At 64.2% G+C, this 14,213-nt stretch carries 17 protein-coding genes; 6 read left to right on the top strand and 11 right to left on the bottom strand.

Features of this window, described 5'->3' with window-relative positions:
• Positions 1-153: 153 nt before the first annotated feature.
• Positions 154-927, top strand: a complete 774-nt coding sequence (locus AAFN55_RS00635; RefSeq protein WP_347796955.1) for a gamma-glutamylcyclotransferase — start codon at positions 154-156, stop codon at positions 925-927.
• Positions 924-1,289 (top strand): DUF423 domain-containing protein, encoded by a 366-nt coding sequence (locus AAFN55_RS00630; protein ID WP_347796954.1) that lies wholly within the window; start codon positions 924-926, stop codon positions 1,287-1,289. Before AAFN55_RS00635 ends, AAFN55_RS00630 begins: the two co-directional genes overlap by 4 nt.
• A gap of 7 nt (positions 1,290-1,296) precedes the next feature.
• Here the strand turns inward: AAFN55_RS00630 and AAFN55_RS00625 are convergent, their stop codons facing one another.
• Positions 1,297-2,283, bottom strand: a complete 987-nt coding sequence (locus AAFN55_RS00625; RefSeq protein WP_347796953.1) for a Gfo/Idh/MocA family oxidoreductase — start codon at positions 2,281-2,283, stop codon at positions 1,297-1,299.
• Positions 2,284-2,411: 128 nt separating this feature from the next.
• Between AAFN55_RS00625 and AAFN55_RS00620 the strand changes: the two genes are divergently transcribed.
• Positions 2,412-3,362: an aldo/keto reductase gene (locus AAFN55_RS00620; RefSeq protein ID WP_347796952.1), complete on the top strand. Its 951-nt coding sequence runs from the start codon at positions 2,412-2,414 to the stop codon at positions 3,360-3,362.
• 8 nt (positions 3,363-3,370) lie between these two features.
• On the top strand, positions 3,371-4,366 hold the full coding sequence (locus AAFN55_RS00615) for an aldo/keto reductase (RefSeq protein WP_347796951.1): 996 nt from the start codon (positions 3,371-3,373) through the stop codon (positions 4,364-4,366).
• Between the two features lie 156 nt (positions 4,367-4,522).
• On the opposite strand, the gene AAFN55_RS00610 is transcribed toward AAFN55_RS00615, so the two are convergent.
• The 10 genes from AAFN55_RS00610 to infC all read right to left on the bottom strand — a co-directional run bounded on the left by AAFN55_RS00610 (position 4,523) and on the right by infC (position 12,009).
• Complete coding sequence (locus AAFN55_RS00610; RefSeq protein WP_347796950.1) at positions 4,523-5,422, bottom strand: alpha/beta hydrolase; 900 nt, start codon at positions 5,420-5,422, stop codon at positions 4,523-4,525.
• 42 nt (positions 5,423-5,464) lie between these two features.
• Positions 5,465-7,870 carry a phenylalanine--tRNA ligase subunit beta gene (gene pheT / locus AAFN55_RS00605; protein ID WP_347796949.1) on the bottom strand — a complete coding sequence of 802 codons (2,406 nt, stop codon included), beginning with the start codon at positions 7,868-7,870 and terminating at the stop codon, positions 5,465-5,467.
• A 21-nt stretch (positions 7,871-7,891) separates the two neighbouring features.
• Positions 7,892-8,293 carry a GFA family protein gene (locus AAFN55_RS00600; RefSeq protein ID WP_347796948.1) on the bottom strand — a complete coding sequence of 134 codons (402 nt, stop codon included), beginning with the start codon at positions 8,291-8,293 and terminating at the stop codon, positions 7,892-7,894.
• Positions 8,290-8,568 carry a DUF2442 domain-containing protein gene (locus AAFN55_RS00595; protein ID WP_347796947.1) on the bottom strand — a complete coding sequence of 93 codons (279 nt, stop codon included), beginning with the start codon at positions 8,566-8,568 and terminating at the stop codon, positions 8,290-8,292. Before AAFN55_RS00595 ends, AAFN55_RS00600 begins: the two co-directional genes overlap by 4 nt.
• Positions 8,552-8,785, bottom strand: coding sequence for a DUF4160 domain-containing protein (locus tag AAFN55_RS00590; protein ID WP_347796946.1), 234 nt, complete (start codon positions 8,783-8,785; stop codon positions 8,552-8,554). The genes AAFN55_RS00595 and AAFN55_RS00590 overlap by 17 nt, the downstream gene beginning before the upstream one ends.
• 1 nt (position 8,786) lies before the next feature.
• On the bottom strand, positions 8,787-9,884 hold the full coding sequence (gene pheS / locus AAFN55_RS00585; RefSeq protein WP_347796945.1) for a phenylalanine--tRNA ligase subunit alpha: 1,098 nt from the start codon (positions 9,882-9,884) through the stop codon (positions 8,787-8,789).
• Positions 9,885-10,011: 127 nt separating this feature from the next.
• Positions 10,012-10,413 (bottom strand): 50S ribosomal protein L20, encoded by a 402-nt coding sequence (rplT, locus tag AAFN55_RS00580; protein WP_347796944.1) that lies wholly within the window; start codon positions 10,411-10,413, stop codon positions 10,012-10,014.
• 30 nt (positions 10,414-10,443) lie between these two features.
• Entirely contained in the window at positions 10,444-10,653 is a 210-nt protein-coding gene (gene rpmI / locus AAFN55_RS00575) for a 50S ribosomal protein L35 (protein WP_148915466.1), read from the bottom strand.
• Positions 10,654-10,822: 169 nt separating this feature from the next.
• Entirely contained in the window at positions 10,823-11,446 is a 624-nt protein-coding gene (locus tag AAFN55_RS00570) for an isoprenylcysteine carboxylmethyltransferase family protein (RefSeq protein WP_347796943.1), read from the bottom strand.
• A 26-nt stretch (positions 11,447-11,472) separates the two neighbouring features.
• Positions 11,473-12,009 (bottom strand): translation initiation factor IF-3, encoded by a 537-nt coding sequence (gene infC / locus AAFN55_RS00565; RefSeq protein ID WP_347800139.1) that lies wholly within the window; start codon positions 12,007-12,009, stop codon positions 11,473-11,475.
• A gap of 212 nt (positions 12,010-12,221) precedes the next feature.
• Here infC and AAFN55_RS00560 point away from each other — a divergent pair, with 212 nt between their 5' ends.
• Positions 12,222-13,010, top strand: a complete 789-nt coding sequence (locus AAFN55_RS00560) for an alpha/beta hydrolase (RefSeq protein ID WP_347796942.1) — start codon at positions 12,222-12,224, stop codon at positions 13,008-13,010.
• Positions 13,010-14,164, top strand: coding sequence for a benzoate/H(+) symporter BenE family transporter (locus AAFN55_RS00555; protein ID WP_347796941.1), 1,155 nt, complete (start codon positions 13,010-13,012; stop codon positions 14,162-14,164). The genes AAFN55_RS00560 and AAFN55_RS00555 overlap by 1 nt, the downstream gene beginning before the upstream one ends.
• Positions 14,165-14,213: the final 49 nt, after the last annotated feature.

Raw genomic sequence — 14,213 nt, 5'->3', positions numbered from 1 at the left:
GCGAGGTTGTGGGGTATATAAGAAGGTGGGATTTTCCGCGCAAGTCGCTGTCAGCGTGGATTTCGTTGGAATAGGTGGAGATTTGCGGCAATTTTGCGCTAGAAAGCGGCTCACAGCCGCTGACACGTCTCAGCCAACTCCCATATCGGCACCATGCAGCGCCCTATTCGCACAGATACGATACAGCCATCACGAATCGCAACGACGGCGAACAATGGCCGGGCGCTGCGCCTTTCGCAGCGCCACCTCGAGGCATTGGCGCGCGAAATCGCCGACCCCGGGCCTCGTCTCCTCAGCGGCTTTCGACCCGCCACGGAGACCGACTACGATGCGCTCGTGGCCGAACTGATGCAGCGGGCGCCACGCGACGATTTCTGGGTCTTCGCCTATGGCTCGCTGATTTGGAACCCCGAATATGACGTTGCCGAGCAGCGGGTCGCCCGGGCGCATGGCTGGCGGCGCTCCTTCTGCCTCGGCTGGGACTATCGCTTTCGCGGCAGCGACACCGAGCCGGGCCTCATGCTGGCGCTCGATCGCGGCGGCCAATGCAGGGGCGTCGTTCATCGCATTCCCGGCGACCGCCTCAAGGAAAACCTCGATCGCCTCGTGCGGCGCGAGATGAGCATGGTGCCGAGCGCCTTTCCCGCGCGCTTCATCCGGACCGAAACGGACGAGGGGCCCGTCACGGCGCTGACCTTCGCGATGAACCGCAACAGCGGGCGCTATGTCAGCGGTCTCTCCGATGAGGCGCTTGCCGATGTGCTGGCAAGGGCATGCGGTTTTCGCGGATCGATGGCGGAATATTTGTTCTCGACCGTATCCCGCCTGGAGGAACTCGGAATCCACGACCGGTACCTCTGGCGTCTCCAGGAACTGGTCGCCGAGCGGATCGAGCGGGCGCATTTCGGATCGGAAACCACCCCATGAGCGCTCTTTCAGGACCAACACTCATCGCCGCAGCAGGTCTTTGCGGCGCGGCAGGCGTGGCTCTGTCGGCGGCTGCGGCCCATGTGGGCGGCGGCAATCTCGGCACGGCCGCCAACTTCCTCCTGATGCACGCGCCGGCTTTGCTCGCAATCGGGCTCCTCGGCCAGCGCCGGTCGCTCACGATTGCAGGCTATGTGCTCCTGCTCGGCATGGCGTTGTTTTGCGGCGATCTCGTAGCCCGCGAAACCATCGGCCAGCGCCTGTTTCCCATGGCGGCGCCCGCCGGTGGCATCCTGATGATCCTCGGCTGGCTCGCCATTGCGGTTGCGGGCTTTGCGGAACGCACGGCCGGCCCGCGCTGACGCGCTGTCAGACGCTTTCCCACGTGTCGGTGTCGCCGGCGCGGAACACCGCGTCGATCAGCTTCTGGTTCTTCACGGACTCCTCGAGCGAGAAAAGCTGTACCGTTTCGCCGCGCGCCGCCCGGGCGAACGTCTCGACCTGAAGCTGATATTGTTTCGTTGCCGGGAAGCGGAAGATCTGTGCCGTTCCATGCCCCTGATCGTGCAAGGTCACGCGGTGGTCGTCGTAAAGGCCGGCATTGAAGGGCGATGCGACCTCGATGAAGCCCTTGTCGCCGTGGAAGACCATCATCTGCCGCGCGGCAAGCTGGGTGGACAGATAGAAGGACAGTTCGAAACTGCCGAAATCCGCCCGGATGCTCGAATGGATGTCGGTGCCGAAGGTCTTGTCACGCTCGACGGTCGCCTGCACCCGCCTCGGCTCCGCCCCGGTCGCAAAGCGCGTCGTCACGGCCGGATAGACGCCGATGTCGGGCAATGCGCCGCCGCCCAGTTCGGGCCGGTTGCGCATGTTCTGCGGATCGACATTGTAGTAGGAAAACGCGCCCTGCACGTAGCGAAGCCGCCCGATCGCACCGTCCGCGATCAGGTCGCGCACCTTCGCCCATTGCGGGTGGTACGTGACCATGAACGCTTCGGAGACGATGACCTTGTTGCGGTCCCGCGCGGCGATGACCGGCGCAATCTGATCGGCGTGGAGCGCGAGCGGCTTTTCCACCAGCACATGCTTGCCGGCATCGGCGGCCTTCACCGCCCACTCCACATGTTGCGAGGTGGGCAGCGGAATGTAGACGGCGTCGATCACGTGCGACGCCAGCATGTCCTCGTAGGAACCGAACGCATGCGGCGCGCCGAATCGCTCCGCCAGCGCCGAGGCTTTCGCTCCGTCGCGGCTGGCGATCGCGGACAGCACGCCGTTGTCCGATTCCTGGATCGCAGGAATGAGCTGCTCGCGTGCAATCTTGGCGGTGGACAGGATGCCCCATCTGAACATGTCGTCGTCTCCCTTGTCCTCGGCATGCATTCACCGAGGTTTTTTGCCTAGCGCTCCTGAACATGCGACCGTGAAGACCTATGTCAGGCGATAACTCTCCCACGCATACAATCCCATCGGAGCTCATCATGCAAAAGCGCAAACTCGGCCGCACGGGCCTGACCATCGCCCCACTGGTTCTTGGCGGCAACGTCTTCGGCTGGACGGCCGACGAAAAGACGTCCTTTGACATCCTGAGCGCATTTCATGGGGCGGGCTTCAACGCCATCGACACGGCCGACGTCTATTCGCGCTGGGCGCCCGGGCACGAAGGCGGCGAGTCCGAAGCGATCATCGGCAAATGGCTGAAGAGCGCGGCGATCCCGCGCGACGAGGTGGTGATCGTCACCAAGGTCGGCTCCGACATGGGGCAGGGGCACACGGATTTGTCGAGGACATGGATCATGGAGGCCGTCGAAAACTCTCTGAAGCGGCTCCAGACCGATCACATCGACCTCTATCTGTCGCACTGGCCCGACGATCGGACGCCCTATGAGGAAACGCTCGAGGCCCATGCGAAGCTCGTCGCCGACGGCAAGGTCCGCGCCTTCGGCGCCTCGAACCTCGACGCCGCACAGTTGCAGGCCTCGTTCGACGCCGCCAAGGCGGCTGGCCTGCCGCGCTACGACGCGCTGCAGCCTGAATACAACCTCTACAACCGCGACAGTTTCGAAGGGCCGCTGGCGGACCTCTGCCGCAGGCAAGAAATCGGGGTCATCACCTATTACAGCCTCGCCTCGGGCTTCCTGACGGGCAAATACCGCTCGGCCGGCGACACCAAAGGCAAGGCGCGCGGCGGCGGTGTGGCTAAATATCTCGACGCACGCGGCCTGGCGATCCTCGATGCGCTGGACGCGGTAAGCGCGGAGACCGACGCCAAACCCGCCGAGATCGCGCTTGCCTGGCTGATGGCGAAGCCGGCCGTCACCGCGCCGATCGCCAGCGCGACCAGCGTCGCACAGGTCGAAAGCCTGGTGAAATCCGCTACGTTCAAGCTTTCCGACGATCAGATGAAGCGTCTCGACGACGCAGGACAATGAGGCTCGCCATGCAGCACAGAAAACTCGGTTCGGAACTCGAAATTTTTCCCATCGGCCTCGGCTGCATGGGCATGAGCCACGCCTATGGCGGGCAGGACGAGAAGGACGCCATCGCCACGCTGCACCGTGCGGTCGAACTGGGCGTCACGCTGTTCGACACGGCGGAAGTTTACGGCCCGTTCACCAACGAGGTGCTGGTCGGCAAGGGGCTGAAGCCGCTGCGCGACAAGGTCCGGATCGCCACCAAGTTCGGCTTCAACATCGTCGAGACACAAGACGGTCCGAAGCAGGAGCCGGGCCTGAACAGCCGCCCGGAAAACGTCCGCAAGGTCGCCGAGGCCTCGCTGAAGCGGCTCGGCATCGAGGTCATCGACCTGTTCTACCAGCACCGGGTCGATCCCGACGTGCCGTTCGAGGAAACGGTCGGCGCGATGGCCGATCTCGTCAAGGAGGGCAAGGTGCGCACGCTCGGCCTGTCGGAAGCGAGTGCGGCGTCGATCCGGCGCGCGCATGCCGTGCATCCGATCGCCGCGGTTCAGAGCGAGTATTCGCTGTGGACGCGGGACCCCGAAGCCGAGGTGCTGCCCACCTGCCGCGAGCTCGGAATCGGCTTCGTGCCGTTCAGCCCGCTCGGACGCGGCTTCCTCACCGGCGCGATCACCTCGGCGGACCAGCTCGGCGAAAAGGATTTCCGGCGCGGGCTGCCGCGTTTCGAGGAGGAAAACCTCAAGCGCAACCTCGCCGCTGTGGCCGATCTTCAGGCCTTCGCGGCGACGAAGGGCGTGAGCGCAGCACAACTCGCGCTCGGCTGGGTGCTGCATCAGGGCGACTTCATCGTGCCGATCCCCGGTTCGCGCAAGATCGCCAATCTGGAGCAGAACGTGGCTGTGGCCTCGATCGCTCTCAGCGCCGACGATCTGGCCCGGATCGGCCGGATCGTCTCGCCGGAAACCACATCCGGCGAGCGCTATTCTCAAGCCATGCAGCAGCAGGCGAACCGGTAGCAGCGCGCCTCGTCCGAGCCGCCCGGGAGACACACGCTAGATCGCCGCGCATCCTTACGGACGCACGAGTGGCGATCTATCTCTTTTTGTTTGAGCATCGGAATAATCCGAAAACCGGATTCCACTTTTCGGTCCGATGCTCTACCATCTTCGAGGTCACGGGCTTCCAGCGAGGAAGGCGCTGACCTCGGAGAGGAACCTGTCGTGGGCCTCAAGCTGCACCCAATGGCCGCAGCCGGGAACCATGACGAGACGAGCGTCGGGCATGCGGGCGGCGGCCCGGCGCGATCCTTCCGGATCGACGATCGGATCGTCCTCGCCATGGAGGATCAACGTGGAAACCGCAATCGCGTGGACGCGATCGCTGAGGTCGTTCAGCATGCCTCGGCGCCCGATCGTTGCCTGGTTGTAGCGGCCATAGGCCAGGCCTCCGCGGGGGTGGCGGGCTTCGTGCACGAACTCCTCGACGACTTCGGGCGGCAGCTTGCGAATGTCCTTGACGATCGCGCGCAGCGCCGTCCGGGCGAAGCGATTGGAAAGGCGCGAGGCAGGCCGGAGCAGCCAGTCCGGCGACCGGGCCATGAGCCAGGCTCCAAAATGCGCGGCACGGTTTCGGAAGATCGGCACGAGCCCGCCCGGGGCGACCAGCACCAGCCCGCGCACGCGCCGGGGATGGTCGAGCGCCAGATTGAGCGCCACATCGCCGCCCATCGAAACACCAAAGACGATCGCCGGGCCTACGCCGAGCCGATCCATCGCCTCGGCGAGCACGGCGGCCATCTCGCGGGGGCCGCCGACAGGCTCGGCCCCGATGCTGCCGCCGAAACCAGGCAGGTCCAGCGCCCAGACCTCGCGGCTCCCGGCGAGCGGGCCGATCAGCCGATACCAGGAAATCGCAGCGCTATCGCTGCCCCCGCCATGCACGAGAACGACTGGAGATCGGTCATCCGCCGCAACGCCCGCGTGCAGAACGCGCAGCCGGCCCGCCGCCGTCGTCACATGTCGCTCTTCCGCGCCGGGCGGCAGAAGTCGCTTCGAGCCGTCCTTTTTGCGCATGTCTTTATCCCGAAGCCGGTTCCTACCTTCGGGCGACATGCGCTAGCCCCGCAACACGCCGCCGGTCTGCTTCGCGACGTTCTCGACGATCCGGCCGGCGAGCGCCTCGAAATCCTCGTCAGTGAGGGTTCGATCGACCGGCTGAATCGCGACTTCGATGGCGACCGACTTCTTGCCCTCGCCGAGCGACGCGCCCTCGAACACGTCGAAGACGCGGACGCCGGTGATCAGTTTCTTGTCGGCCCCGCTTGCGGCGCGCGTCAGCGTCGCCGCCTCGACGGCCTTGTCGACCACGAAGGCGAAATCGCGCTTCACCGCCTGGAAGGGCGAGAGATCGAGGCGCGGCTTGGTGCGCGTCGGCTTCGCCTTCGGCTCCGGGATCGCATCGATGAAGATTTCGAAGCCACACAGCGGCCCCGACGCGTCGAGCGCCTCCAGCGTTTTCGGGTGGAACTCGCCGAACGTGCCGAGCACGACCTTGGCGCCGAGTTTTATCGTGCCTGATCGGCCCGGATGATACCAGGCGGGGCCGCCGGCCTCGACCTGCAGCTTGTCCACCGGCGCGCCGGCCGCTTCCAGCACGGCCAAAGCATCGGCCTTCGCGTCGAAGACGCCGACCGCGCCCGCATTGCCGGCCCAGTTGCGGCCCTGCCCTTCGAGCTTCGCCGTGCCGCGACGCACGCCGCCGGCGACGCGGCGCTGGTCCTCCGGCTTGTCGCCCTCATAAGTGCCGGACACCTCGAACAGCGCCACATCGGCAAAGCCGCGATCGGCATTGCGCTGCGCAGCCGCGATCAGGCCAGGCAGCAGCGACGGGCGCATGTCGGACATATCGGCTGCGATCGGGTTGGCGAGCTTGAGCGCGTTCTGCCCACCGCCGAACAGCTCGGCATGCTTCGCCGGGATGAACGACCACGTCACCGCTTCCATCATGCCGCGCACGGCAAGCGCACGCTTGGCCGCGCGGGTGCGTATCTGGATCGTGGTCAGGATACGGCCGTTGACCGCGTCATGGCTCGTCAGCGGCTGCGGCGCGATCTTCTCGACGCCGTGGATACGCATGACCTCTTCCACGAGATCGGCCTTGCCCTCGACGTCCGGCCGCCAGGACGGCACCGCGACGTCGATGACGTCGCCGGTGCCACGCGGCTCGAAACCGAGGCGGGCGAGGATCGACGCGCTGTCGTCGGCGCCGACCTCGATGCCGGTCAGGCGCTTCACCTCCGCGAAGGGGAAGGCAACGATCTTCGGCTCATGGCCGGCATAGCCGACGATCTCGGCTTCGCTCGGCGTGCCGCCGCAGAGATCCATGACGAGCTTCGTCGCCAGTTCCAGCCCCGGCACCATGAATTCGGGATCGACGCCGCGCTCGAAACGGTAGCGCGCGTCGGTGATGATGCCGAGTTCGCGGCCGGTCCGCGCTACGTTGCGCGGGTTCCAGAGCGCGGATTCGATCAGAACGTCCGTCGTCGCCGCGTCGCAGCCGGAATGCTCCCCGCCCATGATGCCGGCAATCGATTCGACGCCATTGTCGTCGGCGATGACGCACATCTCCGGCGTCAGTGTGTATTCGCGCGTGTCGAGCGCCAGCACCGTCTCGCCGTCCTTCGCGCGGCGCACGACGAGATTGCCGGCGACCTTCTTCGCATCGAAGACGTGCAGCGGGCGGCCGCGGTCGAAGGTGACGTAGTTGGTGATATCCACCAGCGCATTGATGGGCCTGAGGCCGATCGCGATCAGGCGCTGTTGCAGCCATTTCGGCGACGGGCCGTTCTTGACGCCGCGAACCAGCCGCAACGCGAAACCGGGGCAGAGATCGCCATCTTCGATCGTCACCTTGACGGGGCAGGCACCGTCGCCCGCGACCGGCTCGACCGGCGCTGTCTTCAGCGTGCCGAGGCCGGCCGCCGCGAGGTCGCGTGCGATGCCGTAGACGCTGGTCGCATCGGGGCGGTTCGGCGTCAGATTGATCTCGATCACGGGATCGTCGAGCTTCGCCCAGGTCGCATAGGGCGTGCCGACCGGCGCATCCTCGGGCAGGTCGATGATGCCGTCATGCTCGTCGGACAGTTCCAGCTCACGCTCCGAGCACATCATGCCGTGGCTTTCCACGCCTCTGATCTTGCCGACCGAAAGCGTCACGTCGATGCCGGGAACATAGGTGCCGGGCGCCGCGAACGCGCCGACGAGGCCCGCCCGCGCATTGGGCGCGCCGCAGACGACCTGGATCGGGGCGCCAGTGCCTGTGTCCACGCTCAGCACGCGCAGACGATCCGCATCGGGATGCTGCACGGCCGTCAGAACCTTCGCGATGACGAAGGGTTTCAGCGATGCCTTGTCGTCGAGGCTCTCGACCTCAAGGCCGATCATCGTCAAACGCTCGACGATGTCGTCCAGCGTCGCGTCGGTCTCGAGGTGGTCCTTGAGCCAGGAAAGGGTGAATTTCATGATCGTCTTCCAGTCATTCGGTCAGCGCTCGATCGAGAAACCGTCATAGCGCGGCAGGTCGTCGTCGATGTGGAGAAACGGCAATTGCCGCTTCGTGAAGGCATGCAGGGTCGGCGCATAGCTCTCCGGGTCGTCCATGAAACCCAGCGAGAGATAGACCTCGCCCGGCAGCTTGGCATCGCGATAGCCGATCTGGCTGCCGCAATAATCGCAGAAGGAACGCGTCACGCCGCCCGCGTGCCATGTCTTCGGCTCGCCGTGCCAGACGAGATCGCCTTCCTTGAAGCCGACGAAAGCCATGACCGGCGCACCGGTCTGCTTGCGGCAGTCGCGGCAGTGACAATAGGAGCGCTGGAACGGTTCCGCGTTCGTCTCGGCGGAAATCAGTCCGCAACGGCATGAGCCTGTGTGGTGCATCGTCATTCGGCCGCGACCGAAGGCTCGACGGCACCGCGTGCTTTGCGGCCGCGTAGCATTCCGTCGACGGAAAGGTCCTCGTCCACATCCGGCCAATGAATACCGTCAAGCATGAGTCGGACGTTGTTGCGCTGCGCCGGGGTCGCATTCAGCAGGCGAGGATACCACCATAACGGCGTCGAAACGTGACGGCCGTCCGCGAGCCGGACATGGAGCTCGTGGAGATCGCACCAAGCCTCGACGGGCCGGTCCTTTTCCGGGTAATCAGGCGAAGAAGTCATTCCATGCCTCCAGAAACTGGTCTTGGTGTCGTGTCACGACCTGCATTATACGACGCATCTCCGGTCCACTGAAACCACCGCGTTTGGCAATCCGAAGGTCGCGAAGCCAGACTTTCGCTCTCATCCCGTTTGCATCGATATGGACATGCGGAGGCTCGTTCCAGTCGCCGGAGAAGAAGTGAAAGCGAAATCCGGCCTCTATCAGGAGCGTCGGCATCCTAGCTGCTCAGCCCTCCGAACAGCGTCGGCATGTCGAGCGGGCGGAAGCCGTAGTGCGATAGCCAGCGCACATCGGCGTCGAAGAATGCGCGCAAATCCGGCATGCCGTATTTCAGCATGGCGATGCGGTCGATGCCCATGCCCCAGGCGAAGCCCTGATACTCGTCCGGGTCGAGCCCGCCATGGCGCAGCACGTTGGGATGCACCATGCCGCAGCCGAGGATTTCCATCCAGTCCGAGCCTTCACCGAAGCGGACTTCGCCCGGCCGCGAGCGGTCGCACTGGATGTCGACTTCCATCGACGGTTCGGTGAAGGGGAAGAAGGACGGGCGGAACCGCATCTTCACATTCGGCACCTCGAAGAACGCCTTGCAGAACTCCTCCAGCACCCACTTCATGTTGGCGACATTGGCCGACTTGTCGATGACCAGCCCTTCGAGCTGGTGGAACATCGGCGAGTGGGTGGCGTCGGAATCCTGCCGGTAGGTCTTGCCCGGAATGACGATGCGGATCGGCGGCTTTTGCGTCTCCATGGTGCGGATCTGCACCGGCGAGGTGTGCGTGCGCAGCACCTTGCGCTCGCCTTTTTCGTCCGGCTGGAAGAAGAAGGTGTCGTGCATCTCGCGCGCCGGGTGGCCTTCCGGGAAATTCAGCGCGGTGAAATTGTAGTGGTCGGTCTCGATGTCCGGGCCCTCGGCGATCGCGAACCCCATGTCGCCGAAGATCGCAGCGATCTCGTCGATGATCTGGCTGATGGGATGGATGCGTCCGCGTTCCGCCGGTGGTTGGCGGACCGGCAACGTCACATCGACCTTCTCGGCGGCCAGGCGCGTCTCGATCGCAGCATCGCGCAAGGAGGCCTTGCGGATCGACAGGGCCTCGCCGACACGATCCTTGAGGCCGTTGATGGCGGGTCCCATCACCTGTCGCTCTTCCGCGCTCATCGAGCCCAGCGTCTTCAGCTTTTCGGATACGGAGCCCTTCTTGCCGAGTGCGGCGACGCGCACGGCTTCGATCGCCTGCTCATCCGAGGCGGCGGCGATGTCCGCGAGCAGCGTCGTTTCGAGGTCTGCCAGTTGGGCCTGTTGTTCGCTCATGGGCAAAGATCACTTCTACAGTCAGATTCACGTGAAACGTGCGTGCATATCAAAGAAAAACCCGCGCCAGCCGTGCCAGCGCGGGTTTCCCAATACCAATATCGAATGCCTGGGAAGCGCTGGTGCTTTAAGCGACCGCGCTCTCAAAAGCGTTCGGCGTGGTGTCCTTGAGGTATTCAAGCGCGGTCTTCGACTTGGCGACCAGCGCTGCGAATGCCTGCGGCTCGTGGATCGCCATGTCGGACATGACCTTGCGGTCGAGCTCGATGCCCGCCTTGTTCAGGCCGTCGATGAAGCGGCCATAGGTGAGGCCATGCTCACGCACAGCCGCGTTGATGCGCTGGATCCACAGAGCGCGGAAATTGCGCTTGCGGTTCTTGCGATCGCGGTAAGCGTACTGCAGCGACTTCTCGACTGCCTGCTTCGCGATGCGAATGGTGTTCTTGCGACGGCCGTAGAAACCCTTGGCGGCTTTCAGGACCTTCTTGTGCTTTGCGTGGGCGGTAACGCCTCTCTTTACGCGTGCCATGTCATGATCTCCTTAATCTGTCCGCTAAGCTCAGAGCCCGCCGCCGTTCGGCAGGAAGTTCTTGATGACCTTCTTTGCATCCGGCTCTGCGAGAACCATCATGCCGCGGGCATCGCGAATGAACTTGTTGGAGCGCTTGATCATGCCGTGGCGCTTACCGGCGGCAGCGGCTTTCACCTTGCCTGTGCCGGTGATCTTGAACCGCTTCTTGGCGGCCGATTTGGTCTTCATCTTGGGCATTTTGCTGTTTCCTGTTTCTGTGCGCGTGATTGCGCTTGTTTTTGCTCCAGGCCGACCAAAGCCCGGAAAGCATAAGAAACCGCCACGGCATGCCCTGCCGGGCGGTTCTTTGAACGCCGGCTCCATACCAGCAAGATGCGGGGGACGCAACAGCCGTGCGTCGCTTCAGTTACGGAAGACGCAACAGAACCGGCAGAGAACCGCTTGCCTGAAGCGCTTCGATCGTCTCGAACACCGGGACGGCAACGAAGAAGACGAGGCCGTCACCGAGGGTGCGGTAAAGCCGATCGGGCCGCAGCGTCACGGTCTCCGCGTCACGATAAAGCGAAAAACGCGGCAGGAAACGCGGGACACGCTGCATGTAGGCTGTGAAGGCCGCTCCGAAATTTGCCTTCAGATAGGCTTCTTCGCGCAGGATCACGACATGAAACGCGTTCGCCGAGATGACGGCGAATAAACCCGCGATAACGATGCTCCCCGTCTGCGCACCGACGCCGGCGGCTGCCAGCGTGGAAAACACGTAGAGCGGATTGCGGGAGATCGAATAGGGGCCTCGATCGACAATCTCGGCGGCTTTGCGCCCGCCGATATAGACCGTGCACCACAGCCGCCCGACGATCGCGACGCCGATCAATCCGAGCCCGACCGCTTCGACGAATTCATGCAGTTCGCTGCCTTGAGGCGCGGAACCGCAAAAGAGCAATCCCGCCGTCGCCACCAGTATGAGCGCAAACAAAACAAAACGCCGCGCTCGCTGGAAACGGGCGAGCGCGGCGGGATCGTTCGTCGACATGGGGCTACGATCCGCAGACGGGCTCGTTACTTCGGCGCAAGCACCATCATCATCTGACGGCCTTCGAGCTTCGGCTCGGCCTCGACCTTGGCGATCTCGGTCACTTCCTCGCGCACCTTGTTCAGGAGCTGCATGCCGAGTTCAAGGTGAGCCATTTCACGGCCACGGAAACGAAGGGTCAGCTTGACCTTGTCGCCTTCCTCGAAGAAGCGGCGCACCGCCTTCATCTTGGTTTCGTAATCATGGGTGTCGATGTTCGGACGCATCTTGATCTCCTTGATCTCGATGGTCTTCTGGCGCTTGCGCGCCTCCGCGGCCTTCTTCTGGCTCTGGTATTTCATCTTGCCAAGATCGGTGATCTTGCAAACGGGGGGCTGAGCGTGCGGCACGATCTCGACGAGATCCATCCCGGCGTCTTCGGCCAGGAGCAACGCCTCATTGATCGACACGACGCCACGGTTGACGCCCTCGGTATCGATCAGCTGTACCTGCGGAACACGAATCTCCAGATTTGCGCGCGGCCCTTCCTTGACGGGCGCTGCGGATTTGAACGGTCTGCGAATGGTCGTAGTCTCCTCGAATCGTTGACGATATTGTCCTGAAATCGTGCCGCCATCGCACATTTTGCAGATACGGCGCGACCGTCATTAGCACAGGACGAGAAAAGAATCACGGGGCTGGCGAAAAGTCGTGGGCCAATCGGCGATGCCTTCACTGCGGTCGCGCCCCATGGCATGACGTGCGGACAGACCGCAAGTAGGAAGTGCCAGCCGCCATGTCCAGCATCCAGACGCAACCCGACTTTATCGACGTCAACGGAGACCGCATCGCCGTGCGTCACCGCGATGGACAGTCGCCGGGCGTGGTGTGGCTCGGCGGTTATCGTTCCGACATGCTGGGTACCAAGGCGGAAACGCTTGACGCCTGGGCGGTCACCAACGGCCATGCCTTCACGCGGCACGACTATTCGGGCCATGGCGAATCCGGCGGCGCATTCGCAGACGGCACGATCTCGCTCTGGCTTGCGCAGAGCCTCGCCGTGCTGCGCGAGACGACAACCGGCCCGCAGATCCTCGTGGGCTCCTCAATGGGCGCCTGGATCGCCCTGCGCATGGTGCAGGCGTTGCACGAAGCAGGCGAGGGCGCGCGCGTCGCCGGGCTTCTGCTCCTCGCGCCCGCGCCCGACTTCACGGTCGAGTTGATGGAGCCCGCGCTGACGCAGGCGCAGAAATCCGACCTCGAAACGCGCGGGTTCATCGAGGAGCATTCCGACTATTCGCCCGAGCCGAACATCTACACCAAGGCACTGTTCGACGACGGCCGCGCCAACCGCGTTCTGGTCGGGCTTATCGATACGCATTGTCCGGTCCATATCCTGCAAGGCATGGCCGATCCCGACGTGCCGCACGCCCATGCACTGAAGCTGGTCGAGCATCTTCCGGCGGACGACGTGACGCTGTCTCTGATCCGGGACGGCGACCACCGCCTCTCGCGCCCCCAGGACCTGGCAATGATGATCTCGGCGCTCGAAGGCCTTGTCGAGCGCGCCTCGGAACATCGCTGATGCGGGCCTCGGTTCCCGCCTCCGCCTTCGTCGCTGCCATCGTCGGCTTCGGCGGCACGCTTGCGCTGATCATTGCCGCCGGCATGGCGGTGGGGGCGGCGCCCGACCAGGTCACGAGCCTCGTCGCCACGATCTGCCTGGCAATCGCCATCGAAACCGCCTGGCTCTCATGGCGCTACAAAATGCCGGTGATCACGGCGTGGTCGACGCCGGGCGCCGCACTGATGGCGACGACCACCGGACTGACGGTCAATGACGCGGTCGGCGCGTTCATCATTACCGCGGTGCTGCTCGTCGCCACAGGGCTGTTCCAGCCGCTGACGCGGCTGATGTCCAGGATACCGGCATCGGTGGCGTCAGGCATGCTTGCCGGCATCGTCCTGACTTTCGTGATGTCCGCGGCGCGCAGCGTCGCGATCGATCCATGGTTGGTGCTGCCGCTGCTGCTTGCCTTCTTCCTGATCAGGATCGTCAGCCCTGCCATGTCCGTCCTGTCGGTGCTGGTGGGCGGTGTTCTCATCTCATGGGCGACCGGACGGATACCCGCATTGCCGCCGCTTGAAATTTCCACGCTGACGTGGATCGCGCCCGAGTTTTCGCTTGCGGCAGCGGTAAGCCTCGCGGTGCCGCTCTATCTCGTCACCATGGCCTCGCAAAATCTCTCCGGGCTCGCCGTTCTCAAGGCGTCGGGTTATGAACCACCCGCCGGGCCATTGATCGCGGCAACAGGTTTGGTGTCCCTCCTCACGGCCCCTTTTCTGGCGCTGACGACCAATCTCGCCGCCATCTCGGCTGCGATCTGCACCGGGCCGGATGCCCATCCCGACCCGAGCAAGCGATGGCTCACCGGCCCGTTCTACGCTGCGATTTATCTGGTCTTCGCACTCTTCGGAGCGTCGCTCGTCGCGCTGTTCGCGATCCTCCCGCCGAGCCTGATCCTGCTCGTGGCGGGTCTCGGCCTGCTCGCTCCGCTCGCCAATGCGCTGTCGATCGCCATGGCGGATCCGAAGGACCGGACAGCCGCGGCGGTGGCGTTTGCCGTGACTGCATCGGGTCTCGCTGTCGCGGGCATCGGGGCCGCGTTCTGGGGGCTGGTCGCCGGCCTCGTCGTGCTGGCCCTGGACGCAGCGAAATTACGCTATTTCAAACAATAGCTTGTCCGGATTCATCCGATCCCGTCTTGAATCGCCATTTTTCCGTTCC

The sequence above is a fragment of the Mesorhizobium sp. CAU 1732 genome, from assembly GCF_039888675.1.
In the GTDB taxonomy this organism is placed as follows: domain Bacteria; phylum Pseudomonadota; class Alphaproteobacteria; order Rhizobiales; family Rhizobiaceae; genus Aerobium.
This window is presented reverse-complemented; position numbering and strand designations above follow the sequence as displayed.